We start from the raw sequence: 23165 nt of genomic DNA on the forward strand, positions 1-23165 counted from the left end.
CGCGGTTAACTTCGGTAAAGGAAAGTCAACGTAACTGGCTGTCTTTCGATCCTCTGCGATTATATCCTGAATGTATCGCATTTTTCGAATCTTTCTCCTGCTGACAGGCAATACATAGCCGTACGCCAGGAATGGCTTTACGCCGTGCCTCAGGAATCGGATCTCCGCACTCTTCGCATTCCGTCAAACTTTCGCCGCGTGGAATTTCACCGCGAGCACGCGCGACCGCATCTTCAATAGTACTGTTGATCTGTTCGTTAACGGCGTCGTCATTCGCCCAGCCGGAAGCCATCATGTTCTCCTGATCTGTTTAAGCCATTCATCTTAATATGGGGTTAAAAAACGCACAGTCAAGGCGAAGGAAGGGAATGAGAACTGCATCTGCCTGGCAGATGCAGTGTGGGAAGGAAATCGATTATTTATAGATGGTCGCGGTGCCGTACATATGGTTATCGCCACCGGCAGCGTTCACCACGAAGCCTTTAGCCCCTTCCTGACGCGCTTTTTCGGCCAGCTTGTCCTGAAGGTCATCAAGGTTGCTTGCCCGGCTGACAGAGACCGTCCCCGCCGCACGTAGCTGGCTGGTGTCGTTGCTGTCGGTCAGAGGTTGAACGGACCAGGCTGAGAAAGATGCGCCTGCCAGCGCACCCGCAATAATAAAGGTCAGATATTTTTTCATAATCACATCCTCAGGGGAAACAACAGGTGATTCCTCTTAAGTTTAGAAGCCTGACGCGTGTGATTTAGCGCAAAAATTTGATGATGATCTGCTTATTTTTTGAACGATAAATTCTGACAATTTGTTGACAGATCATAGACATACAGGTCGATGATTTTTGTCGTTTTTTTGTGCGACTCAGACAGATATTTACCCCCGCGCCGTCACAGGGTATCTTACGCGGCTGTTTAAAGGAGAATGCCATGACTTCCCAAAAGCCGGGATTGCACCCGCGTAACCGCCACCGTAGCCGCTACGACATGAAAGCCCTGTGCCTGAGCTGCCCCGAATTGCAGGATTTTATTGTTCAGACACCAGCCGGTGAACCGTCGGTAAACTTTGCCGATCCGCTGGCGGTTAAGACGCTGAACAAAGCGCTGCTGGCCCATTTTTATGGCGTTACGCACTGGGACATCCCGGATGGCTTTCTCTGCCCACCGGTGCCAGGACGTGCGGATTACGTCCATCATCTTGCCGATCTGCTGGCGGATGACAATGGCGGCGTGGTGCCAAAACAGGCCACCGTGCTTGATATCGGTACGGGCGCGAACCTGATCTACCCCCTGATAGGCGCACATGAATATCAGTGGCGGTTTACCGGCAGCGAGATCGGTGCTGAGGCCTTCGCCAGCGCGCAGGCCATTATCAACGCTAACCCGGGGTTAAGCCGGGCCGTTCGTCTGCGTCGTCAGAAGGATGCCGCTGCTATTTTCAACGGCATTATTCATAAGAACGAACAATATGATGCCACCCTGTGCAACCCGCCATTCCACGACTCCGCCGCCTCTGCTCGTGCGGGAAGTGAACGCAAGCGGCGTAACCTGGGCCAGGCTGAAGATGGCGCGCTGAACTTTGGCGGCCAGCAGCAGGAGCTGTGGTGCGAGGGCGGGGAAGTGGCATTTATTCTGCGCATGATTGCCGAGAGTAAGGGCTTCGGTCGTCAGGTGAAATGGTTTACCACGCTGGTCTCCCGTGGCGATAACCTGCCGCCACTTTACCGCGCGCTGACCGACGTCGGCGCGGTGAAAGTGGTTAAAAAAGAGATGGCGCAGGGCCAGAAGCAGAGCCGCTTTATTGCCTGGTCCTTTATGGACGATAACAAACGCCGCAAATAATCGTTTCTCGGGCCGGGTAAGGCGAAGCCGCCACCCGGCTCGTTTACAGCGTCGGCTCCTGCGGAGGGAGCGGCGAAGCGGGCGGCGACAATACCTGATACGTCTGCACCGGCGCTCTCACGTTCGCCAGATCGAAGTGTTTTTTCACCATGCTGTCGAGGGCGAAGCGCACCGTCCACTGCTTCAGCGGCTGGGTGGTGAACGACACGCGCAGGGTAAAGGCAGTGTTCGTCAGCCCGACGATGCCCGCGAACGATGGTTCACCAATCACCAGCCCGCGAATATCCTCCATCTCCATCAGTTCGTTCACCGCATCCCGCAGCGCCTGCTTCGCCTTATCTGCATCTTCGTGACGATCGACATCATAATTCGCCACCACCGAACCAATGCCGCGCACAAAGTTGGCAAAGGTGGTGATCGATGACCACGGAATAATGTGGTACGCGCCGGTATCCTGACGCACACCGACGGAGCGAATGGACATCCTCTCGACCGTGCCGGTGAGCGGACCGATGGTCACCAGATCCCCGGTATTCATCCCGTTCTCAAACTGGATAAAAATGCCGGTGATAATATCCTTCACCAGCGTCTGCGAACCGAAGGAGATCGCCAGCCCCAGCGCACCGGCACCCGCCAGCAGCGGGGCGATATTCACGCCGATTTCCGACAGCACAATCATGATGGTGATGGTACTGATGATCACCGCCAGCGCGTTGCGGCACAGGGTTAGCAGCGTGCGGGCGCGGGCGCTCGGTAGCGGCCTGCCGTGGACATCCGACACCAGACGGTTTTCGATAAGGCTTGCCAGCAGCGTCCAGCCGACGGCGGAGAAAAACAGGATCAGCGCGATACGAATAAGAATATCAACGGTCTTTTCCCCCGCGCCGTTATGCAGCCAGTTCCAGAAATCAAACAGCCCCCACGCGTTCAGCAGCAGCATAATTGCCACGCAGACCGTCAGAATACGCGCCATCTTCAGGGATACGGTCATCCAGCCATTCACCCGCTTTTGCAGTTCCGGGTAGTTACGCTGAACCTGCGGCGACAGGGTGATCGTTTTCGACAGCCAGCGGGAAAGCAGGCCAGAGACAAAGGCCGCAATGCCGATAATCGCCAGGCTTTTGAACGTCGCCCCCATCATAAATTTCAGGCTATTGCCCGGGTCGAACAGGGAGAAGAAACAGAGCACAATAAAATAGGCGCTGGCCAGCCAGTGCCACACCAGCGCAAAGGCGCGAATAAAGAGGCTGAAAAAGGAGAGGGAGCGATCGGCCAGGTGCAGCAGGCTGTCGGTGATCGCTTTTTTATTGTGGAAGATGAGGTACAGCGCCCAGACGGTAATGCACAGCATGATCAGCACGTTCGCCAGCGCCCCGAACTGCACGTTAACCTGGTTGGAAATAATCGGCACGGCAACCAACAAGCCATAACCAATCAACCCGCTCAGCACGCTAAGCCGCACCGCCCAGTATTTGGCGCTCTGATCCGAAATGGCGAAGGGGCGAAGGTCCGGCACGCGTGGGCAGAAGATCAACCGCAGGAGGGCTTTAAAGAACTCAATCAGGGCAAACGCATTGAGGAACAGTCCCTGCTGAAACGCGATGGTTTTGTTTCCGGTATTAAGGCGGTCAGCCAGCAGCTGACCGACAAACAGCGTCAGGGCCAGCAGCAGCAAATCGATGACAAACGCCCCGGTAATCATTGCCGGAAGATGCAGCCAGCTGCTTTTATGCTGATTCTTTTTGCGTCCCCACTGTCCCATTTTCCGGTAAAGCGGCCAGACAGACAGGCGCAACAGCCAGTAAAAAATGAAGACGGCACCAGCCAGAATAGCAAACTGGGTGGCGGCGGCGGAAAAGGTGTGAGGATTAAAAGGCTTATGTGAGGTGCCAACCAGGTTGCGATAGAGCTGGGCAAAACGCGACGACAGGGCTTCCCCGTAGCGGCGACTGATGTCGGTGACGTTTTCCAGCACCGTTTTTTCTTCTTCGGCTTCCGGCGGCGCAATAGCAGGAACCGGATCCTGAGGCGGCGTGGCGGCCACCTTCCTCAGCTGATCGATCAGCTCCTGCCGTGACGTGTCGTTCTCAAGCACGTCGGCAAGCGCGCCGTAAGCGGCTTTTTTCTTTTCAGCGTCTGGCTCTGGCGGCGCATTTTGCTGGCTGGCGGTGGCTCCGGTGGTGACGCCGGGAAGGGTTACAGCAAGTGATGGCGCGCTAAACAGGCTAAACAGGAGCAACAGGATCCACGGCACGGCGTCCTCCGACAAAAATATCGTGCAAAATGATAAGTATAGAGCGCGCGGAGCGGAGGGGAGTTTTTGGGAACAATCCGGCATAAAAAAGCCGGGCATGCCCGGCTCTGTGTGTGGTTATCAGGAGACGTGTTGCAGGAACTCCTGAAGGCGCTGGCTTGGTGGGTTCGCAATCAGCGTCTGCGGATTACCGTCTTCCGCGATGCGGCCCTTATCAATGAAGATCAGACGGGACGCCACTTTTTCGGCAAAGCCGATTTCGTGGGTAACGATGACCATCGTCATGCCTTCTTCCGCCAGATCCTGCATAACTTTCAGCACTTCGTGACGCAGCTCCGGGTCGAGAGCCGACGTTGGCTCATCGAACAGCATCATCTTTGGCTTCACCGCCAGCGCACGGGCAATGGCCACGCGCTGCTGCTGGCCGCCGGACAGCTCGGAAGGATAGTGGTGGGCACGCTCCGCCAGACCAACCTTCGCCAGCAGATCTTTTGCCAGCGCTTCCGCTGCCGCTTTGCTGGCCCCGCGCACGCGCAGAGGACCAAACATCACGTTTTCCAGCGCCGTGAGGTGCGGGAACAGGTAGAACTGCTGGAACACCATGCCCGCTTCCTGGCGGATCAGGCGCTCGTCCACTTTCGGATCGTTAACCTTCAGACCATCGACGATCAAATCGCCGCTGGTGATCTCCTCAAGCTTGTTAATGCAGCGCAGCAGGGTGGATTTACCGGAACCGGACGGCCCGATGATCACCACCACTTCGCCCTGCCTGATGTTCAAATCGATATTGTGCAACACCTGGGTTGGGCCAAAGTGCTTGGAAACGTTTTTAAATTCAATCACAGGATTTTCATCCTTCTTTCAAGACGACGCAGAACAAAGCTCAGGACAAGCGTGATAATCAGGTAGACAACGGCGACCGCACTCCAGATTTCCAGGGCGCGGAAGTTACCCGCGATGATCTCCTGGCCCTGACGGGTCAGCTCGGCCACGCCGATAACAATAAACAGCGAGGTGTCTTTGATGCTGATGATCCACTGGTTACCCAGCGGCGGCAGCATGCGGCGCAGCGCCAGCGGCAGGATCACGTGACGGATGGTTTCGCGACGGGAAAGACCTAACGCCAGGCCAGCTTCACTGAACCCTTTATGAATCGACAGCACCGCACCGCGGGTAATTTCCGCAATGTAGGCGCCGGAGTTGATCATGATGGTGACAACGGCGGCGCTGAACGGGTCAATGCGCAGGTCGGTGAAGGCCATCGGCAGGGCGAAGTAGATGAACATGACCTGCACCACAATGGGTGTGCCGCGGATCACTTCGATGAAAACCAGTGCGATGTGATTTGCAATCCAGCCACCGTAGGTGCGGGCGAAACCGGCGACAAGACCGATAATCAACCCGCCAACCAGACCGAGGACCGAAATCCACAGGGTCATTTTAGCGCCTTCAAGCAAGAGTGGAATGGCAGGCCAGATGGCGCTCCAGTCAAACTGCATGATGTATTCCTGTATACCGTGGTGAAAAACGAAAAACGTAGGCCCGGTAAGCGTAAGCGCCACCGGGCGTTACAAACCTGAAGTCAGGTGAAATTATTTAGGCTCGGTACCGAACCATTTTTTGTAGATTTCGTTATAGGTGCCGTTCTCTTTCAGGGTTTTCAGCGCGCCGTTAACTTTGTTACGCAGGTCGTCGCTGCCTTTCGGGAATGCAATACCGTACTGCTGAGCTTCCAGAGAATCACCTACCGCTTTGAACTTGCCGTTACCGGCAGTTTTGATGAAGTAAAGGATGTTAGGCGTATCGTGCAGCACCGCATCCGCGCGGTTGGTGCCCAGTTCCATGTAAGCGTTGTCGATGTTCGGGAACTGACGCAGGTCTTTGGTTTTGATGTTGGCTTTCGCGTAATCAACTGAGCCAGTGCCGCTCTTCACGGCGACCACTTTACCGTCGAGATCTTTCACGCTTTTCACATCGTTGTTATCCGCTTTCACCATCACCAGCAGGCCGCTTTTGTAGTAGCCGTCAGAGAAATCGATGGCCTTTTTACGCTCTTCGGTAATGGTGATGCCTGCCAGCGCCAGGTCAACGTTTTTGGTTTGCAGTGCCGGGATAATGCCGCTGAAGTCCATTGGCTTCAGGGTGTAATCCAGTTTGAGTTCTTTTGCGACAGCGGCCCACAGATCCACGTCAAAACCAACGTATTTATCACCCTGTTTAAATTCAAACGGTACGAACGCCGTGTCCGTCGCCACAACCAGTTTGTCGGCAGCCTGCGAGGACACCGCAAACGCCAGGGTAAGTGCAGCCAGTGAAACTTTTAATACAGACTTCATAGCATTTCCTTTTATATCCACGGGGCGATCCCCTGCGAGAACCTCAGGCACAATGAAAAAATCGTGCCAATTTTACAAGCTGTTGTTTTGCAAAGGGGATGATGTCACGCATTGCACGAAAAGCGTGGCAATTCTGCCAGGTTGCACCAGAATGGAGCACCGTTTTGGTGCGCTTCGTTAAGGTCTTCTGACAGGGGGATATTTAGCGCAGAATCTGACGAAAAAACAATCTTCCGTTAACGGTTGTGTGAGGTGATTATTACATTTTATTCACTTTTGCGGCCGTTGCGGGCAAAAGTGCGCACCATAAATGTGCAAAACCCCCGCCAGGGGCGAGGGTTATTCGGAAAATCCGCAGGGATTATTCGATGTTGGACTCAATGAACCACAGGAACTGATCCAGGTCGCGTGATGCGGCAGTGAAGATATCAGCAGTATCTTCATCTTTGGCTTCGCCAATCGCTTTACGAACATCATTCGCCACAATCGCGTAGCGGTCCGCCAGCTCTTTCAGGTGATCCTGAACGGTATGGATATCCAGCGGATAGCTTTTCAATGGCGTTTTGCTGTTGATCACCTGTGTGGTACCCAGTGCCACGCCACCCAGCTGTACGGCACGTTCGGCCATGGTATCCAGGTGAGTCACCAGTGCTGTGCGGAAGCCATCCAGCATTTCATGAACGGCAATAAAGTTTGCACCGCGCATATTCCAGTGAGCCTGTTTGGTGATCAGCGAAAGATCGATGAACTGGACCACCTGGCGATTCAGCAGCTCAATGGTCGCTTTTTTATCGCTATCCGATACATCGTTACGGGTATAAAGCAGATTAGACGCTTTCGTTTTCACCAGTTTAGCGGTACTCATAATCTCATATCCTCTTGATGTTTGTGTCCCAGGTAATTACGGGACTAAGTATAGCACCGGATTTTTTCTCTGCGGTTTGGCTCTGCCTATTGGTTTAATAGTGAAAGTAAGATTGTATTATCAACTGATTGAAAAATAAGTAGTTTATTAAAGTTGATACAGATCAATCTTAATTCATTCTTCGGGAAGCCGGGCAGGTGAAATATTTTGGCAATACAAGATAGTTTGTAAGAAATTATTTGAAGTACTGACGAGGCGTATATTCTGCATGGCGGGTTAGCCATGCAGAATTTAAGGCCTAGTTGAGATCGATTTTTTGCACTTTAGGTTCCGGGCGCATGGTCAGGGTGGAGCCCATTGACGCCGCGATAATGGAACAGAGCGCCAGCGTTTGTACCAGGGTCAGGGTTTCACCGAGGAAAATCATTCCTGAGATGGCGGCCAGCGCGGGCTCCATGCTCATGAGCGTACCAAAAATGCGCGTGGGCAGGCGCGTCAGGGCGATCATCTCCAGAGAGTAGGGCAGGGCCGTAGAGAGAATGGCAACCGCCAGACCAACCGGCAGGATTGACCACTGCCATATTGAGTCTGTCGCTTGTGCCATTCCGATTGGGACAAAGATTACGGCGGCAATTAGTGAGCCTAAGGCGACCGTCGCGGGGCCGTGCTCTTCGCCCGCACGCTGGCCAGTGAGAATATACACCGCCCAGCATGCCCCCGCGCCCAGCGCCAGAGCTGCCCCTGTCAAATCGATTTGTGAAACGCTTTGCCCGAGCGGCAGCAGGAACCATAGCCCCAGCACGGCCAGTATGACCCAGATAAAATCTACCGGACGACGAGAAGAGAAGAGGGCAACCGCCAGCGGGCCGGTAAATTCAAGCGCGACCGCGATCCCCAGCGGGATAGTCTGAATAGAGAGATAGAACATGTAGTTCATCCCTCCCAGTGCCAGCCCATAAAAAAGCAAAGGCAGTCGCTGCTCCTTTTTAAACCGTAGCCGCCAGGGTTTAAAGATAACCACGAGGATCAGGGTGCCTAATGCGATACGCAGCGCCGTGACGCCGGGCGCACCAACCAGCGGAAACAGCGATTTTGCCAGCGACGCGCCGCTTTGTATGGACATCATCGCGATAAGTATGACTGCCACCGGCATCCAGACCGACGATTTACGGGGTAAACCTGGCATCCTTTCTCCTGTCAATTTTTGTCAAAAGAGGTAAAAGTGGCAGTGTAATGGAAATAAGCTGCGACGGTTGAGCTACTGTTGAAAAAAATCCAGGGAAAATCCGTAAAATGAGGAAAGGTTGATGCTTTTATCGCCTGAAAGATTAGGAATAATCTGGATGAACTTTCTGGCGATGACGCGCACTATTAGCGTTTGAAGGTGAAAATCTGGAGTTATTTTAACAAGATAGCTGGTGCTGGAAATGTTCTGTTACAGGAAAGGTCGCATTAGACATCGTGAATGACAAAGAGTTTCACAGATTTTTTTGATATATTTAAAACTTACGGACTTACTTGAAGCACATTTGAGGTGGTTATGAAAAAAATTGCATGTCTTTCAGCACTGGCAGCTGTTCTGGCTGTTTCCGCAGGTACCGCTGTAGCGGCAACTTCTACTGTAACTGGTGGTTACGCTCAGAGCGATATGCAGGGCGTGATGAACAAAACCAACGGTTTCAACCTGAAGTACCGTTACGAGCAAGACAACAACCCGCTGGGTGTGATCGGTTCTTTCACTTACACCGAGAAAGATCGTACTGAAAATGGCTCTTACAATAAAGGTCAGTACTACGGCATCACCGCGGGTCCTGCTTACCGCCTGAATGACTGGGCAAGCATCTACGGTGTTGTAGGTGTTGGCTACGGTAAATTCCAGCAGACCGAAAACCAGGGTCTGAACCGTACTGCAAGCAACAGCGACTATGGTTTCTCCTATGGCGCAGGTATGCAGTTCAACCCAATCGAAAACGTTGCTCTGGACTTCTCCTATGAGCAGAGCCGTATCCGCAACGTTGACGTTGGCACCTGGATCGCGGGCGTAGGTTACCGCTTCTAATCACTTCGGTGAGCCAGTAAAAAATCCGCCCTTTGAGGCGGATTTTTTTGTTTGTACCCTCTCCCCGTGGGAGAGGGCCAGGGTGAGGGCATTAGCCCGCACGAAACGGCAGAAATTACTTACTCTTAATATCGAAAATATCCGTCCCAAGATGGTTATAGTCGACTTTCTGTAACTTAAAGTTGGTAATGTAAACTGGCGGGCCCTTCTTCCCGGAGATAAACGGGTAATCATTTTTTATCTCTTTCGCCTTAATCCCCGTCCATTGTGAGAAGAATTTCAGGAAATCGTTCGCGGAACGGCGCGCTTTTATAATGCGATGCGTTTTGTCATCACTCGACAGCACCATAAACGGTACCTGGAAGTTCTGCTGGAACTTGTCATCGTGGGCCAGATACTGCACCTCTTTTCCGCGCTCCTTAAACGCCAGGCCGTGGTCAGAGAAATAGACCATCGAGAAGCTGTCGCCGCTGTTGCGCAGCTGCCCGTACAGCTTGCTGAGCAGATCGTCGGTTTGCGTCATGGTGTAGAGGTAGCAGGACGTCTCTTTGGATTGCACAAACTCCGCATATTTTCCCCCGGTACGATCGCATGCCTGCGGGTGTGACCCCATCAGGTGCAGGACAATCAGCTGCGGCTGGGTGCGCTGGGTGGCAAAGACCTGCGCCGTCATTTTTAGCAACGCTTCATCTTTTGTGTTTTTATCGGCTTCGAAATCACCGCTTTTCAGGAACTGTACCTCGTCGGCACGCTTCGCGATGCTGGCGATGGCGGTATCATATTCGCCGATCTGTCCCTGGTTAGAGAACCACCATGTCTGAAAACCTGCCCGGTTGGCCAGGGTGACAAAATTATCCTGAAACTGCGGTTTTCCATCCACCACGCGGTTGAGCGTCAGACCGAGTGATTTCTGCGTCGAGCCGCTGGCCGCCACGTAGTCGGTAAACAGCGTACCGTTAACGGCGCTGGCAAACGGCGTGTTATCCCAGTGACCGCCAAACGCGCCGAGCGCATCGCGACGCGCGCTTTCTCCGATCACCACCACGTAGGTGTGATACTTCGGTTTCACCGCCAGCACGTTCCAGGTGTCTTTCATGGTGGAAAGCTCGGCCATACGTGCCTGCTCGTCGAGCACTTCCTCGTTATTCACCACCACGTCTTTGACGAAGCGAAACACCGGATACCCGGTATCTTTAAGCTTAAACACGCCGCCCCAGGCCAGATTTTGTACCGGCGCAACAAAAAACGTCACCACGCTAAAGGCCAGACACAGGCTTTCAATTTTACCCCATGCCTTTTTCCCGACGGGCTTACGGCGAACCGCAATCACGCCGAGGGCAAAAATGAAAAGGCCAACCACGTAGTTGTACCACGGAAAGATCGTCAGGATCTCTGTGGACTCTTCCATATTGGTGGAGTGGAGCGCCAGCAGGGTATTAAAGTTTGGCGCGCCATAGGCCTGGCCAAACGGGAAATAGGCGGCAGCAACCAGAGAACAGATCCCGATAAGCACCTTCTGCATGCGCGGTGCGCTTCGCCAGAGAAGGTGAAGAATACAGGTGAACCCGACGGCATAAAGCAGGCTAAAGGGGTAGCCAAGAGCAAAGTTAATCAACAGCGATTGCAAAAAATAGAATCCCGTCCACGGGCTTAAGCCCCGGCTGCGGGTAACAAGTGTATCAATCAGGGTTACGTTCATAGATCACTATCACGAAAACGCCATGTGCTCACCCTGGCGTCAAGGGTCAAAGCCTGCCGGACAGTGCGTGGAAAGGGAATGAGAGGTCCGCTTCAGCGAGCCGCAAATTGTGCAGGGCTGCAAGAAGATAGTGCGAGCGTGAATTAAGGTCAACAGTTGCTAAACAGATGTTTTGCGAAGGGGGCTGCAAATACGCAAAAATAATCGGGAACAGGCCAGCTTACAGCGAAAGTGTGACAGGAAAATGAAGCGGCGTACCGCGACGCCGCTTAGTGGGAAGAGTTGTCGTCCTGCTGGGGTTTGGCGTTAAACATATCGCACAGCATGTTCAACAGCATCAGGCGCACTTTAAAAGGAGAGTGGGTAAACACGTTCATACACCTCTTGAATTCATTCATAAGACCTCCTGATTCATGATCCCTTCGATCCGTGAAGGGTGACTGCATTACATACAGATATAGCACAGGCTATATTGTATAGCTATGGCTAATTCGTTAATTTTTTGTGCTTGTAGAGCTATGGTTTACAATGTGCGCTCCGTTACAGGGCGCTGGAAGCGTCAACCCCATTGAGGAAGCACAATGAACCGTCGCGCAGGTAAGCCAACAACAAAAAAAACGACGCAACTGGTGAACGTTGAAGAGCATGTGGAAGGCTTCCGCCAGGTGCGCGAGGCGCATCGCCGGGAGCTGATTGATGATTATGTCGAACTGATCTCTGATCTGATTCGTGAGGTTGGAGAAGCGCGCCAGGTGGATATGGCCGCACGCCTTGGGGTGTCGCAGCCAACCGTTGCCAAAATGTTAAAACGTCTGGCGTCGGTCGGGCTGATCGAGATGATCCCCTGGCGCGGGGTGTTTCTCACCGCTGAAGGCGAAAAACTGGCGCAGGAGAGCCGCGAGCGCCATCAGATCGTCGAGAATTTTTTACTGGTGCTGGGCGTCAGCCCGGAAATTGCCCGTCGGGATGCCGAAGGTATGGAACACCACGTCAGCGAAGAGACGCTGGTGAAGTTCCGCGAATTTACGCTCAAATACGGTCCCTCCGCTGAATGAACATCCCCGGCTTGCAGGCCCTGAAACGCGATCGCTTTTTCCATCTTTTACTTATCACTGGCGTTGGGCTCAGCGTCTTTGTGCCCTTCACGCCGCACACCTGGCCGGCGGCCATAGACTGGCGCACCATTATTAGCCTGAGCGGTTTGATGATGCTCACCAAAGGCGTGGAGCTGAGCGGCTATTTTGACGTGCTGGGGCGCAAAATGGTGCGCCGCTTCGCCACCGAGCGCAAGCTGGCCCTGTTCATGGTCTTTTCGGCGGCGCTGCTGTCGACGTTTCTCACTAATGACGTGGCGTTGTTTATCGTGGTGCCGCTTACGCTCACGCTGCGTAAGCTGTGTGAAATACCGGTTACCCGTCTGATTATCTTTGAAGCGCTGGCCGTCAATGCGGGCTCGCTGCTCACGCCGATCGGTAACCCGCAGAACATTCTGCTATGGGGACGCTCCGGCCTGTCGTTTACCGCATTTACCGGGCAGATGGCGCCGTTGGCGCTGGCGATCGTGGCTTCGCTGCTGGCGGTGGGCTGGTTTGCTTTCCCGAATAAATCGTTGCAGTACCACAGCGGCACCACCGGCCCCCAGTGGCAGCCGCGTCTCGTCTGGAGCTGCCTGGGGCTGTATATCGTTTTTCTTATCGCGCTGGAGTTAAACCAGGCGCTGGCTGGCGCGCTGCTGGTGGCGTGTGGCTTCCTGTTCCTCGCCCGGCGGGTGCTGGTGAGCGTTGACTGGACGCTGCTGCTGGTGTTTATGGCGATGTTTATTGACGTCCATCTGCTGATCCAGCTCCCGGTATTGCAGAACGTTCTCCATAGCGTTGGCGGTCTGTCGCAGCCGGGATTATGGCTGACGGCGATTGGTCTCTCGCAGGTGATCAGTAACGTGCCGTCCACCATTTTGCTGCTTAACTATGTTCCCCCTACGGTACTGCTGGCGTGGGCGGTCAACGTCGGCGGCTTTGGGCTGCTGCCCGGCTCGCTGGCTAACCTCATCGCCCTGCGGATGGCCAACGATCGCCGCATCTGGTGGCGCTTCCATTTATGGTCAATCCCGATGCTGCTCTGGTCAGCGGCGGTCGGTTTCGGACTATTCCTTCTCATATAGTGCGCAATTTGTCAGTTTTTCCTGGCAAATGTATAGCAACGTCCTAGCTTTAGTGAACGGCATAGTGTGATGCCGCTCACTGACAGGACCGTTGCTGAACTATGGCAGAAGATCAAAACCCACCTGCTGACGAGCAGGATCAAAACAATAACGAGCGCAAGCGCCCGGGGAAAAAACCGTTAATTATCCTTGGTATCGTGGTCATCGTGATGGTGATTGTGGCGCTGGTCTGGTGGTTTTTAACCCGTAACGAAGAGACCACCGACGACGCCTTCACCGACGGCGACGTAGTGACCATTGCCCCAAAAACGGCAGGCTACGTCACAGAACTTCGCGTACGGGATAACCAGCGCGTGAAGAAAGGGGATGTGCTGGTGGTGATCGATCCGCGTGATACCACCGCCCAGCGCGATCAGGCTCAGGCCCAGCTTGGGCTGGCGCTGGCGCAGCTGCATCAGGCCCAGGCGCAGCTGGCGCTCTCGAAGGTGCAATATCCCGCCCAGCGTGATGAAGCCAAAGCCCAGGTACTTAAAGCCCAGGCGGATATGGCCAACGCGCAGGCGGAGTACCGCCGTCAGCGCGGCGTTGACCCGCGCGCGACCACGCAACAAAGTATCGATGCCGCGAACGCTCAGCTGCGCAGCGCGCAGGCGGGGCTGGCCAGCGCCCAGGCGCAGCTGGAGGTGGCGGAGCAGGTCCAGCTGCAAATCCGCCAGCAGGAGACCAACGTCGAAGCCCGCGAACGCCAGGTCGATCAGGCCAGAGCGCAGCTGGAAACCGCCAACCTGAACCTCTCTTATACCGAAGTCCGCGCCCCGTTCGACGGTTTCGTCACTAAACGCAACGTCCAGCCCGGTACGCTGGTGCAGGCCGGCACGGCGCTGTTCTCGCTGGTTTCCCCGAACGTGTGGGTGGTGGCGAATTTCAAGGAGTCGCAGCTTGAGCGCATGAAGCCGGGCGACAAAGTGACCGTGTCCGTCGATGCCTGGCCGGATATGGAGCTGGAAGGCCATATCGACAGCATCCAGCAGGGCAGCGGCTCGCGCTTCTCCGCCTTCCCGTCGGAAAACGCCACCGGTAACTTTGTGAAGATCGTTCAGCGCGTACCGGTGAAAATCGTGATTGATAAAGGGCTGGATCCGAACAAGCCGCTGCCGCTGGGGCTGTCGGTTGAACCGAAGGTCACCGTGGAATGACGGATCACAGCCACGATAACTGGAAGCCCGCCAGTAACCCGTGGGCGGTGGCGATTGTGGTCACCCTGGCGGTGTTTATGGAAATTCTGGACACCACCATCGTCAACGTGGCGCTGCCCCACGTCGCGGGGTCGCTCTCGGCCAGCTATGACGAATCCACCTGGGTGCTCACCAGCTACCTGGTGGCGAACGGCATCGTGCTGCCGATTTCGGCCTTTCTCAGCCGCCTGTTTGGCCGCAAACAGTTCTTCCTGATCTGCATTGTGATGTTCACCATCTGCTCGTTCCTGTGCGGTATCGCCACCGAGCTATGGCAAATCATCCTGTTCCGCGTGATGCAGGGGTTCTTTGGCGGCGGGTTGCAGCCTACCCAGCAGTCGGTGCTACTCGACTACTTTAAGCCGGAGGACAGGGGCAAAGCCTTTGGCCTTTCATCCATTGCCATTATCGTCGCGCCGGTACTCGGCCCCACGCTGGGGGGCTGGATCACCGATAACTACTCCTGGCGCTGGGTGTTCTTTATCAATATCCCGGTAGGGATTGTGACGGTGCTGGCCATCTATCAGCTGCTGGAAGATCCGCCGTGGGAGAAAAAGTCGGAAGAGAAGCTCACCGTCGACTGGACGGGGATCGGCCTGATCGCCCTCGGTCTTGGCTGTTTGCAGGTGATGCTCGACCGGGGCGAAGATGATGACTGGTTTTATTCGAACTTTATCCGCACCTTCGCAGTACTGACGCTGGTCGGTATTATCGGCGCGATCTACTGGCTGATGTATGCCAGAAAGCCGGTGGTGGATCTGCACTGTATGAAGGACCGCAACTTTGCGATCTCCAGCCTGCTGATGGCGGGGATGGCGATGATCCTGTACGGCAGTTCGGTGGTTATTCCGCAGCTGGCGCAGCAGGATTTGGGCTATACCGCCACCTGGTCCGGGCTGGTGCTCTCGCCCGGCGCGGTGCTGATTGTGCTGACCATCCCGCTGGTGCTGAAGCTGATGCCGGTGGTGCAGACGCGCTGGATCATCGCCTTCGGCTTTACCTGCCTGGCGGTGTCGTTCTTCTGGTCCCGCACGCTGACGCCGGATATCGATTTCGAAACGCTGGTGCTGTTCCGCAGCGCTCAGTCGATTGGACTGGGGTTCCTGTTTGTGCCCCTCACCACCATTGCTTTTATCTCGATCCCGAGGCGGCTTAACGCCGACGCGGCGGCGCTGTTTACCATGTTCCGCAACGTGGCCGGCTCGATTGGGATTTCGCTCTCGACGGCGGCGATCACCGAGCGCTCGCAGGCGCACAGCGCGCATCTGGCTTACCACGCTTCGCCGTTTAACGAGCAATTCCAGCTGGCGATTCGCGAAAGCGCCCAGGCGATCCAGAACTTCACCACTCAGGTGGGCGATCCGACCGGCATTGCCACCGGACGGATGTACCAGACGATGATCGAGCAGTCGCGCTTTCTGGCCTACATTGACGTCTTCACCATTCTGAGCGCGGTGGCCTTATTACTGATTCCGTTTTGTTTGTTGCTCTCGCCGGTTAAGAGCGAGGGGAGTGCAGGAGCACACTGATGATACACAGACGTTTACACCCCCTGATGATAATGATGCTGCTGGTGGGTTGCGCCGTCGGGCCGGACTACCAACAGCCTGCACCGCTCGCCACCACGCACTGGAACGATAAGGGCGACAGCGCGGTGAAATCGCAAACTTCCTCCGCCGCCACTAACCCGCGCTGGTGGAAAACCTTCGGCTCGCCGCAGCTCGACAGCCTGATTGAACGCGCCATCGCCGGAAATCTGACGCTACAGCAAACCGTATTACGCATTGCCGGGGCGCGCGAACAGATTAACCAGGCCGGCGGGGCGTTTTTCCCGTCGGTGAATGGCAATGTGCAGGCGACGCGCCAGCAGCTTGGGCTGGAAGGGGAGCTAAAATCCCACGGTGTGTACGACCAGTTGAATAATGTCGATCCTGAACTGCGGGGCGCGTTAGGCCCGCTGACGCAGCCGATTAACCTCTATCAGGGCAGCTTCGACGCCCAGTGGGAAATCGACCTGTGGGGCAAGGTGCGCCGTCAGGTAGAAGCGGCCGAGGCGCAGCAGCGGGCAGCGATCGAGCAGCGTAACGATGCGCTGGTCTCGCTGGAAGCCGAAGTGGCGCGGGCGTGGCTACAGCTGCGTGGGGCGCAGAGCATCATTGCCACGCTTAATACGCAAATTGAAAGCGCACAGCAGACGCTGGATCTGACCGAAAGCCGCCAGCGGGGCGGGCTGTCGCCGCAGATGGACGTGGAGAACGCCCGGGCGCAGCTGGGCAATCTTGAAGCTCAGTTGCCGCAGTATCAGGCGCAGGAACGCCAGGCGATGAACGGGCTGGCGATCCTCCTTGGTAAGCCGCCGGGCGCGCTGGATGCCGAACTGCAATCCGTGCAGCCGATGCCTGCCTTGCCGGATATTGTGCAGACCGGTATTCCGTCCACCCTGGCGCGCCGTCGCCCGGACGTGCGCGAAGCGGAGGCGAATCTCCATGCCGCCACGGCGCAGATTGGCGTCTCGGTGGCAGAGCTGTTCCCGAGCTTTACCCTCTCCGGGCAGTTTGGCTTGCGCAACAGCGAATCCAACTGGCTAACCGACTGGAGCAGCCACTTCTACAGCTTTGGCCCGCAGGTTTCCATACCGATTTTCCAGGGCGGTCGGCTGGTCTCCAGCGTTAAGGTGGCGCGCGCGCAGCAGGGGGCGGCGGTGCTGGACTATCGTCAGACGGTGCTGACGGCGCTCGGCGACGTTGAAAACGCGCTGGTGAGCTATCGCACCGACCAGCAGCGTGAAGCGGGCCTGGCGAAAACCATCGACGCGCTGCAAAACGCCTTTGATCTCGCCAGCGACAGCTACCGGCAGGGGATCGCCAGCTTTATTGATGTGCTGGACGCCCAGCGTCAGCTCGCTCAGGCCGAACAGCAGCGGGCGCAGGCGCAGGTGCAGAGCGCGCTTGATCTGGTGGCGCTCTACAAAGCCCTCGGCGGCGGCTGGGAGCCATATCAGCAGGTGCGGCTGCCAGACTACAGCGTCTTTGGCGACGCCCCGCGCGGATAATCTTTTAACAGCGATGACTCTGGCCGGATCCGCGCAGCGAATCCGGCCTTTTTATTGGGCGCGAAAGTAATATTTTGGCCGGACAAATTTAAGCATTATTTAACCAACATCAGGTTAATGACTGGCACAATAATTCCGTTCTTACTTACTTAAGGGAACTAAGAATGAGTTGGAATAAAGATGTTGCTGTTTCGTATCTCCGTTCACACGCGCTGAGGCACTATTATAGTGAATGTGCTAAGTTTACCCGTCTGGCGATTCTGGCTGGAGGTGTTAAGGTGCCTAATACAGATTATGCAAAAGATTATGGGGCGGAATTATTACGTGCTGGATTCCGTGAGCTGCCGCCCGGTTCGACTTTAATAGCTGGCGATGTGGCTGTGATACAGCCATATCCCGGAGGAAACGGCATAGGTCACATGACTATGTATGACGGCACGCAGTGGATTTCTGATTTTGTTCAAAAAAGCATGTATCCGGGGCCTGGGTACCGCAAAATGCAACCATCATTTAAAATTTACAGGATGCATTGATGAAAAGGATATTTTTATCAGTCGCTATGTTGCTGGTGGGATGTAGTTCTGCTGCCAGTCAAGATCAGAGTGCGAAAGATACTACCGAATCATTTTATAAATCCTATCTTTGTGCATTCGGCAGTAATGAAGCCAGGCCCTATCCTGCCGACGAACTGCGTAAATATGTTTCTGCTGATACTATTGCTCGCATTGGTGCTATTAAGGAAATCCCGGAACAAGAATTAATAGAGTCTGACTATTTTACGTATACCCAGGATTACGCCCGCGAATGGATACCTGCGTTACGGGTGGAAAACGCAAGGCCATTTTTAAACGGGGAAGTAGTCCAGGTGATGGAAGGGGCAGGTGGCGGGAGGAGCATTCACCTTGAAGTATTTCTTCGTCGTGAAGATGATGCATGGAAAATCTACCGCGTTCGTGACTTAACGAACAATCACGAGCATCCCATATTCAATGCCGGAGCAATTGCCCAGGCAAAAATTGCAGCCGAAAGCGGGCTTTAAACGTTAAACAGGAACTTAGCCTCGGCAACTGCCGGGGCTTTTTATTTCCATCAACCTCACAAAAAACGATCCACACCTTTGATCGATATTTCATCTTCGCCTATATGACTAGTCATGAAATTTAAATGACTAGTCATAAAGGGAGCAACCATGAACAAATCACTGCCAGCCAACTTTTTATGGGGCAACTCGGTATCCAGCATGCAGACGGAAGGGGCCTGGAATGAGGGCGGAAAGGGGATGTCGGTCTACGACATCCGCGAGGCGGGAGAAAACATCTCCGACTGGAAAGTTGCCACGGATTCCTACCACCGGTACCGGGAAGATTTCGACCTGATGCAGGATCTGGGCATGAACTGCTACCGCTTCCAGATCTCCTGGAGCCGCATCTGCCCGCAGGGTGACGGCGAGTTCAACGACGAGGGCATCGCCTTTTACGACCGCTTTATTGACGATTTGCTCGCCCGCGGTATCGAGCCGATGGTCTGTCTCTACCACTTCGATATGCCGCTGGCGCTGGCGCAGGAGTACAACGGCTTCAACGATCGCCGCGTGGTGGACGCCTTTATCCGCTACGGCAAAAAGATGATCGACTGCTTCGCTGACCGGGTGAAGTACTGGCTGACCTTCAACGAGCAGAACATTTTCCATATGCCGGAAGCTTTTCGCATTTCCGGTTACATGAAAGGTGAGCAAACCCTGCGCGAGCTGTATGAGCTTCAGCACCATGCGATGGTGGCGCACATGACTCTGACCGAATACCTGCACCAGACTAAGCCGGGCAAGCTGATGGGCGGCATGCTGGCGCACCAGCTGATTTATCCGGCCACCTGCAAACCGCGCGATATCTTCTGCGCCCAGCAGTACGACGAATTCCTCAACCAGAACCTGCTGCGCGTCTTCGCGGGCCAGGGCTACAGCCCGGCGGTAATGGCGGTGGTGGAGCAGGAGGGCTTCGGCGATATCTACCGCGCAGACGATCTCGCGCTGTTTGCGCGCACGAAGAACGACTTTATGGCCTTCAGCTACTACGCCAGCAAAACGCTGGACAGCGATGCCATCCCGGAAGGCACGCCGGTTAACTATTACCTGCTGCACGGCGAGAAAAACAATCCGTACCTGAAGGCCACCGAGTGGAACTGGCAGATCGATCCGCTGGGCTTTCGCACCATCATCACCCGCTACGCCAACGACTGGCGGATGCCGGTATTCCCGATTGAGAACGGTATTGGGGTGATTGAGTCCTGGGATGGCGTGGATCCGGTTGAGGACACCTACCGCATCGACTACCACCGGGCGCACATCGAGGCGATGAAAGCGGCAATATTCGAGGATGGGGCAGAGGTGATGGGCTATCTCGGCTGGGGGTTGATTGACATTCTCAGCTCGCAGGGTGACATGCGCAAGCGCTACGGCGTGGTCTACGTCAACCGTGAAAATCACGACCTGAAAGACCTGAAGCGCGTGCCGAAGAAGAGCTACGCGTGGTTAAAACAGGTTATCCATACTAACGGACGCGAGATGTAAGCCGTACGCTGCCGGGCCGTTTTTGTGACTGATTAATGGGAACACTCCGCTATGTCTGAAACAAAAATAACACCGCACATGCAGTCTTTTGTCGATAAATTTGTAGAGTTCTCGGCGCGCCTGGCAAACCAGGTGCATCTTCGCTCCCTTCGCGATGCCTTCGCCACGGTAATGCCGATTTTCATCCTTGCCGGTCTGGCGGTGCTGGTGAATAACGTGGTGTTCCCGTGGATTTTTGCGGGCGACACGCTTACGCAGTTTAAGGTGTGGGGCGAGGCGATTATCAACGGCACGCTGAACATCGCCGCGCTGCTGCTGGCCCCGATGATCGCCTGGTCGCTGGCGCGCAACAAAGATTTCGACAATCCGGTCTCGGCAGTGGTTATCGCCGTCAGCAGTTTCATTATCATGATGCCGATGCGCTTACAGATTACCCCCGTCGGCAGCGACGCCACGGTGAACGTCACCCAGGTTCTGACGTTCGCCAATATTGGCTCCACCGGGATTTTCGCCGGGGTGCTGATTGGGCTGCTCTCAACCGAGCTGTTTATCGCCATTTCACGGCTGAAGGCGCTGCACATTTCGCTCGGGGAGAACGTACCGCCAGCGGTGAGCAAATCCTTTACCGCGCTGATCCCGACGATCCTCACGCTCTCCCTGTTTGCGGTGCTGGCGGCCATACTGGCGAACGTGCTGCACACGGATCTGATCCATCTCATTACGACATTTATTCAGCAGCCGCTGCGGTTGATCAACACCAGTCTGCCCGGGACGATTTTCATCTACAGCTTCGGTAACTTCCTGTTCACGCTCGGTATTCATCAGTCGGTGGTCAACAGCGTGGTGCTGGAGCCGTTCCTGCTGATCAATACCAATGAGAATATGCTGGCCTTCGCCAACGGCCAGCCGATCCCGCACATCATCAACAACATCTTTGTGCCGACCTTTGGCATGGTGGGCGGGACGGGCAGCACAATCTCATTGCTGATCGCTATCTTCATCTTCTCAAGACAGAAATCAGCGAAGCAGGTGGCGCGTCTGTCGCTGGCGCCGGGTCTGTTTAACATCAACGAGCCGGTGATTTTCGGCCTGCCGATAGTCTTTAACCTACCGCTGATGATCCCGTTTGTGCTGCTGCCTGCTATCGGGATTTACTTTGCGTGGCTCTGTACCACGCTGGGGTTCATGTCGCGCTGCGTGGTGATGATCCCGTGGACGACCCCGCCGATCCTTAGCGCCTGGCTGGCGACGGCGGGGGACTGGCGGGCGGTGGTGGTGCAGTTGGCAATCATCGTATTTGGTGTATTCTTCTACCTGCCTTTCCTAAAGGTGGCCGAGCGAGTGGCCTTGAAAAACAGCGGGATAGAAAACTAACTGAAAGGAAGGAAGATGGCGGCGAAGTACATCACCATAGCGCGGGAAATTAAGAAACGCATTATTACCCAGCAGTACGCCGCCAATGAACCGCTGCCGGACCAGTTCGCGCTGGCGGCGGAGTTCAGCACCAGCCGGATGACCATTCAGCAGGCGATGCGCCAGCTGATCGTTGAAGGGCTGGTCTATACCCGACAGGGGCAGGGCACGTTCATCCGCAAAAATTTCCTCCAGCTTTCCCAGTGGGATCTCTCCGGCAGCGACTACTTCGGGGCGACCAAAACCTGGGAACATTTAGGCACGGTGACGAGCCAGGTGGTGCACTTCGAACTGCGCTTCCCGAACGAGAAAGAGCAGGCATCGCTGATGATAAATCCGGATACGCCGATCTATGACTTTATCCGTCTGCGTTTACTAAACGGTGAGCCGATGTCTCTGGACGCCACGGTAATGCCGCTCAATCTGGTCCCCGGTCTGAACAAAACCCATCTTGAAAGTTCGGTATTCCGGTATGTGCAGGAGACGCTGGGGCTGAAGATCATGGGATCGTATCGGGTGGTGCGGGCGCTGAAGCCCAGTGCGCTGGATATGCAGCACCTTGTCTGCGAGCCAACCGACCCGGTGCTGGAGGTAGAGCAGGTGATCTATCTGGAAGATGGTACGCCGCTGGAGTACGCCCATTGTCACTATCGCTATGACCATGGCGGTATCGTTATCGTGAATAACGGATAAAAAAAAGCGGACTTCAAGGTCCGCTTTTTTAATTATCACGATTAGTTTAAACGCACCGGCATACCGGAACGGTTCTGAATCGCCTGGTCAACGATGGTCGTGTCAACATCCGCCTGAGAGGTAACGGATTGCACCGCGCTGGTCAGCTTAATCGGTACGATTTCGTTGTTGTTGATCTGATCTTCGCTGGTGGACAGCGGGTTATGCACTTCAATGTAACGGCTGCCGTCCGGCTCTGACGTCGCTTTCACCGGTTCGTTAATGAACTGCACGCGCGTACCAACCGGCACGTTATCGAACAGGAATTTGATGTCTTCATTACGCAGACGCACGCAGCCGTGGCTTACGCGTAGGCCGATACCGAAGTTGGCGTTTGTACCGTGGATGGCATACAGACGACCAATGTACAGCGCGTACAGACCCATCGGGTTATCCGGGCCGGCAGGCACAACGGCTGGCAGCGGTTCACCGGCAGCAATGTACTCAGCGTGCATTTTGGCGGTCGGCGTCCAGGTTGGGCCCGCTTTCTTACGCTCCACTTTGGTGGTCCAGTTCAGCGGGGTGTCTTTACCCAGCTGACCGATACCGATAGGCAGAACGATCACGGTGTTGGTGCCTTTCGGGTAGTAATACAGACGCATTTCGGCGCTGTTAATTACGATACCTTCGTGCACGGTATCCGGCAGGATCAGCTGCTGTGGAATGTTGAGTACGGTACCCGCTTTCGGCAGATACGGGTCAACGCCCGGGTTCGCTTCCAGCATGTTAGACAGGCCGAGCTGATACTGCGCCGCGAAGTATTCCAGCGGCTGAGTGTTACCTTCCGGCACCGTCACCACCTGGTTTTCACCCACCAGACGGCTTCCGTCTGTCGGCAGGGGATACGTCACCGCAGACGCGGTCTTACAAAAACCTACTACGGCTAACGCCGCCGCAAAAAGCGTTGTTAATTTCATGTTCATGTTATGCGAGGTATCTAAGCCATTCTGGCGATGAGTT

General features: G+C 55.1%; 23 protein-coding genes. 12 read left to right on the forward strand and 11 right to left on the reverse strand.

Annotation, left to right across the window (positions count from 1 at the left end):
* Positions 1-25: 25 nt before the first annotated feature.
* Together ACOTXL_RS08585 and mcbA are read right to left on the reverse strand one after the other, a co-directional pair.
* Entirely contained in the window at positions 26-292 is a 267-nt protein-coding gene (locus tag ACOTXL_RS08585; RefSeq protein WP_045350694.1) for a DksA/TraR family C4-type zinc finger protein, read from the reverse strand.
* A 123-nt stretch (positions 293-415) separates the two neighbouring features.
* The gene (gene mcbA / locus ACOTXL_RS08590; protein WP_003858470.1) at positions 416-679 is read right to left on the reverse strand and encodes a DUF1471 family periplasmic protein McbA; all 264 of its coding nucleotides are present in this window, start codon (positions 677-679) and stop codon (positions 416-418) included.
* 242 nt (positions 680-921) lie between these two features.
* Between mcbA and rlmF the strand changes: the two genes are divergently transcribed.
* Positions 922-1833: a 23S rRNA (adenine(1618)-N(6))-methyltransferase RlmF gene (gene rlmF / locus ACOTXL_RS08595; RefSeq protein ID WP_023315680.1), complete on the forward strand. Its 912-nt coding sequence runs from the start codon at positions 922-924 to the stop codon at positions 1831-1833.
* A gap of 43 nt (positions 1834-1876) precedes the next feature.
* On the opposite strand, the gene ybiO is transcribed toward rlmF, so the two are convergent.
* The 6 genes from ybiO to rhtA form a co-directional block, all read right to left on the reverse strand.
* Positions 1877-4087 (reverse strand): mechanosensitive channel protein, encoded by a 2211-nt coding sequence (gene ybiO / locus ACOTXL_RS08600; RefSeq protein WP_045350692.1) that lies wholly within the window; start codon positions 4085-4087, stop codon positions 1877-1879.
* Between the two features lie 120 nt (positions 4088-4207).
* Complete coding sequence (gene glnQ, locus ACOTXL_RS08605; RefSeq protein WP_003858465.1) at positions 4208-4930, reverse strand: glutamine ABC transporter ATP-binding protein GlnQ; 723 nt, start codon at positions 4928-4930, stop codon at positions 4208-4210.
* Entirely contained in the window at positions 4927-5586 is a 660-nt protein-coding gene (gene glnP, locus ACOTXL_RS08610; RefSeq protein WP_003858462.1) for a glutamine ABC transporter permease GlnP, read from the reverse strand. Before glnP ends, glnQ begins: the two co-directional genes overlap by 4 nt.
* Positions 5587-5679: 93 nt before the next feature.
* Positions 5680-6423, reverse strand: coding sequence for a glutamine ABC transporter substrate-binding protein GlnH (gene glnH / locus ACOTXL_RS08615; RefSeq protein ID WP_003858455.1), 744 nt, complete (start codon positions 6421-6423; stop codon positions 5680-5682).
* Between the two features lie 361 nt (positions 6424-6784).
* Positions 6785-7288, reverse strand: a complete 504-nt coding sequence (gene dps, locus ACOTXL_RS08620) for a DNA starvation/stationary phase protection protein Dps (protein WP_000100801.1) — start codon at positions 7286-7288, stop codon at positions 6785-6787.
* Between the two features lie 298 nt (positions 7289-7586).
* On the reverse strand, positions 7587-8474 hold the full coding sequence (gene rhtA, locus ACOTXL_RS08625) for a threonine/homoserine exporter RhtA (RefSeq protein WP_022650655.1): 888 nt from the start codon (positions 8472-8474) through the stop codon (positions 7587-7589).
* A gap of 354 nt (positions 8475-8828) precedes the next feature.
* Here rhtA and ompX point away from each other — a divergent pair, with 354 nt between their 5' ends.
* Positions 8829-9347, forward strand: coding sequence for an outer membrane protein OmpX (ompX, locus tag ACOTXL_RS08630; RefSeq protein ID WP_003858450.1), 519 nt, complete (start codon positions 8829-8831; stop codon positions 9345-9347).
* Between the two features lie 115 nt (positions 9348-9462).
* Here the strand turns inward: ompX and ACOTXL_RS08635 are convergent, their stop codons facing one another.
* Both ACOTXL_RS08635 and mntS read right to left on the reverse strand, forming a co-directional pair.
* The gene (locus tag ACOTXL_RS08635) at positions 9463-11046 is read right to left on the reverse strand and encodes a phosphoethanolamine transferase (protein WP_032608903.1); all 1584 of its coding nucleotides are present in this window, start codon (positions 11044-11046) and stop codon (positions 9463-9465) included.
* 269 nt (positions 11047-11315) lie between these two features.
* Entirely contained in the window at positions 11316-11444 is a 129-nt protein-coding gene (gene mntS / locus ACOTXL_RS08640) for a manganase accumulation protein MntS (protein WP_017384915.1), read from the reverse strand.
* Positions 11445-11627: 183 nt separating this feature from the next.
* Between mntS and mntR the strand changes: the two genes are divergently transcribed.
* The 10 genes from mntR (at position 11628) to ACOTXL_RS08690 (ending at position 22166) form a co-directional block, all read left to right on the forward strand.
* A complete protein-coding gene (mntR, locus tag ACOTXL_RS08645) occupies positions 11628-12101 on the forward strand; it encodes a manganese-binding transcriptional regulator MntR (protein ID WP_022650657.1) in 474 nt (157 codons plus the stop codon).
* The gene (locus ACOTXL_RS08650; RefSeq protein WP_045350691.1) at positions 12098-13207 is read left to right on the forward strand and encodes an anion transporter; all 1110 of its coding nucleotides are present in this window, start codon (positions 12098-12100) and stop codon (positions 13205-13207) included. The genes mntR and ACOTXL_RS08650 overlap by 4 nt, the downstream gene beginning before the upstream one ends.
* 101 nt (positions 13208-13308) lie before the next feature.
* Positions 13309-14403: an HlyD family secretion protein gene (locus tag ACOTXL_RS08655; protein ID WP_023324361.1), complete on the forward strand. Its 1095-nt coding sequence runs from the start codon at positions 13309-13311 to the stop codon at positions 14401-14403.
* Complete coding sequence (locus ACOTXL_RS08660; protein WP_015571056.1) at positions 14400-15971, forward strand: DHA2 family efflux MFS transporter permease subunit; 1572 nt, start codon at positions 14400-14402, stop codon at positions 15969-15971. The genes ACOTXL_RS08655 and ACOTXL_RS08660 overlap by 4 nt, the downstream gene beginning before the upstream one ends.
* Positions 15971-17494 (forward strand): efflux transporter outer membrane subunit, encoded by a 1524-nt coding sequence (locus ACOTXL_RS08665; RefSeq protein WP_045343620.1) that lies wholly within the window; start codon positions 15971-15973, stop codon positions 17492-17494. Before ACOTXL_RS08660 ends, ACOTXL_RS08665 begins: the two co-directional genes overlap by 1 nt.
* Positions 17495-17658: 164 nt before the next feature.
* Positions 17659-18027 (forward strand): hypothetical protein, encoded by a 369-nt coding sequence (locus ACOTXL_RS08670; protein WP_045350690.1) that lies wholly within the window; start codon positions 17659-17661, stop codon positions 18025-18027.
* Positions 18027-18533, forward strand: a complete 507-nt coding sequence (locus ACOTXL_RS08675) for a YbjP/YqhG family protein (protein ID WP_045336966.1) — start codon at positions 18027-18029, stop codon at positions 18531-18533. The genes ACOTXL_RS08670 and ACOTXL_RS08675 overlap by 1 nt, the downstream gene beginning before the upstream one ends.
* Positions 18534-18683: 150 nt before the next feature.
* Positions 18684-20060 (forward strand): glycoside hydrolase family 1 protein, encoded by a 1377-nt coding sequence (locus ACOTXL_RS08680; protein WP_022650662.1) that lies wholly within the window; start codon positions 18684-18686, stop codon positions 20058-20060.
* A 51-nt stretch (positions 20061-20111) separates the two neighbouring features.
* Complete coding sequence (locus tag ACOTXL_RS08685) at positions 20112-21434, forward strand: PTS sugar transporter subunit IIC (protein ID WP_023324365.1); 1323 nt, start codon at positions 20112-20114, stop codon at positions 21432-21434.
* A 15-nt stretch (positions 21435-21449) separates the two neighbouring features.
* Positions 21450-22166 (forward strand): GntR family transcriptional regulator, encoded by a 717-nt coding sequence (locus tag ACOTXL_RS08690; RefSeq protein WP_015571043.1) that lies wholly within the window; start codon positions 21450-21452, stop codon positions 22164-22166.
* Positions 22167-22207: 41 nt separating this feature from the next.
* Here ACOTXL_RS08690 and ldtB read toward each other — a convergent pair whose 3' ends face one another.
* Positions 22208-23128 carry a L,D-transpeptidase gene (gene ldtB, locus ACOTXL_RS08695; protein ID WP_003858435.1) on the reverse strand — a complete coding sequence of 307 codons (921 nt, stop codon included), beginning with the start codon at positions 23126-23128 and terminating at the stop codon, positions 22208-22210.
* Positions 23129-23165 lie beyond the last annotated feature (37 nt).

This window comes from Enterobacter cloacae complex sp. IR5402 (genome assembly GCF_049238125.1).
GTDB classification, from domain to species: Bacteria; Pseudomonadota; Gammaproteobacteria; order Enterobacterales; family Enterobacteriaceae; genus Enterobacter; species Enterobacter hormaechei_C.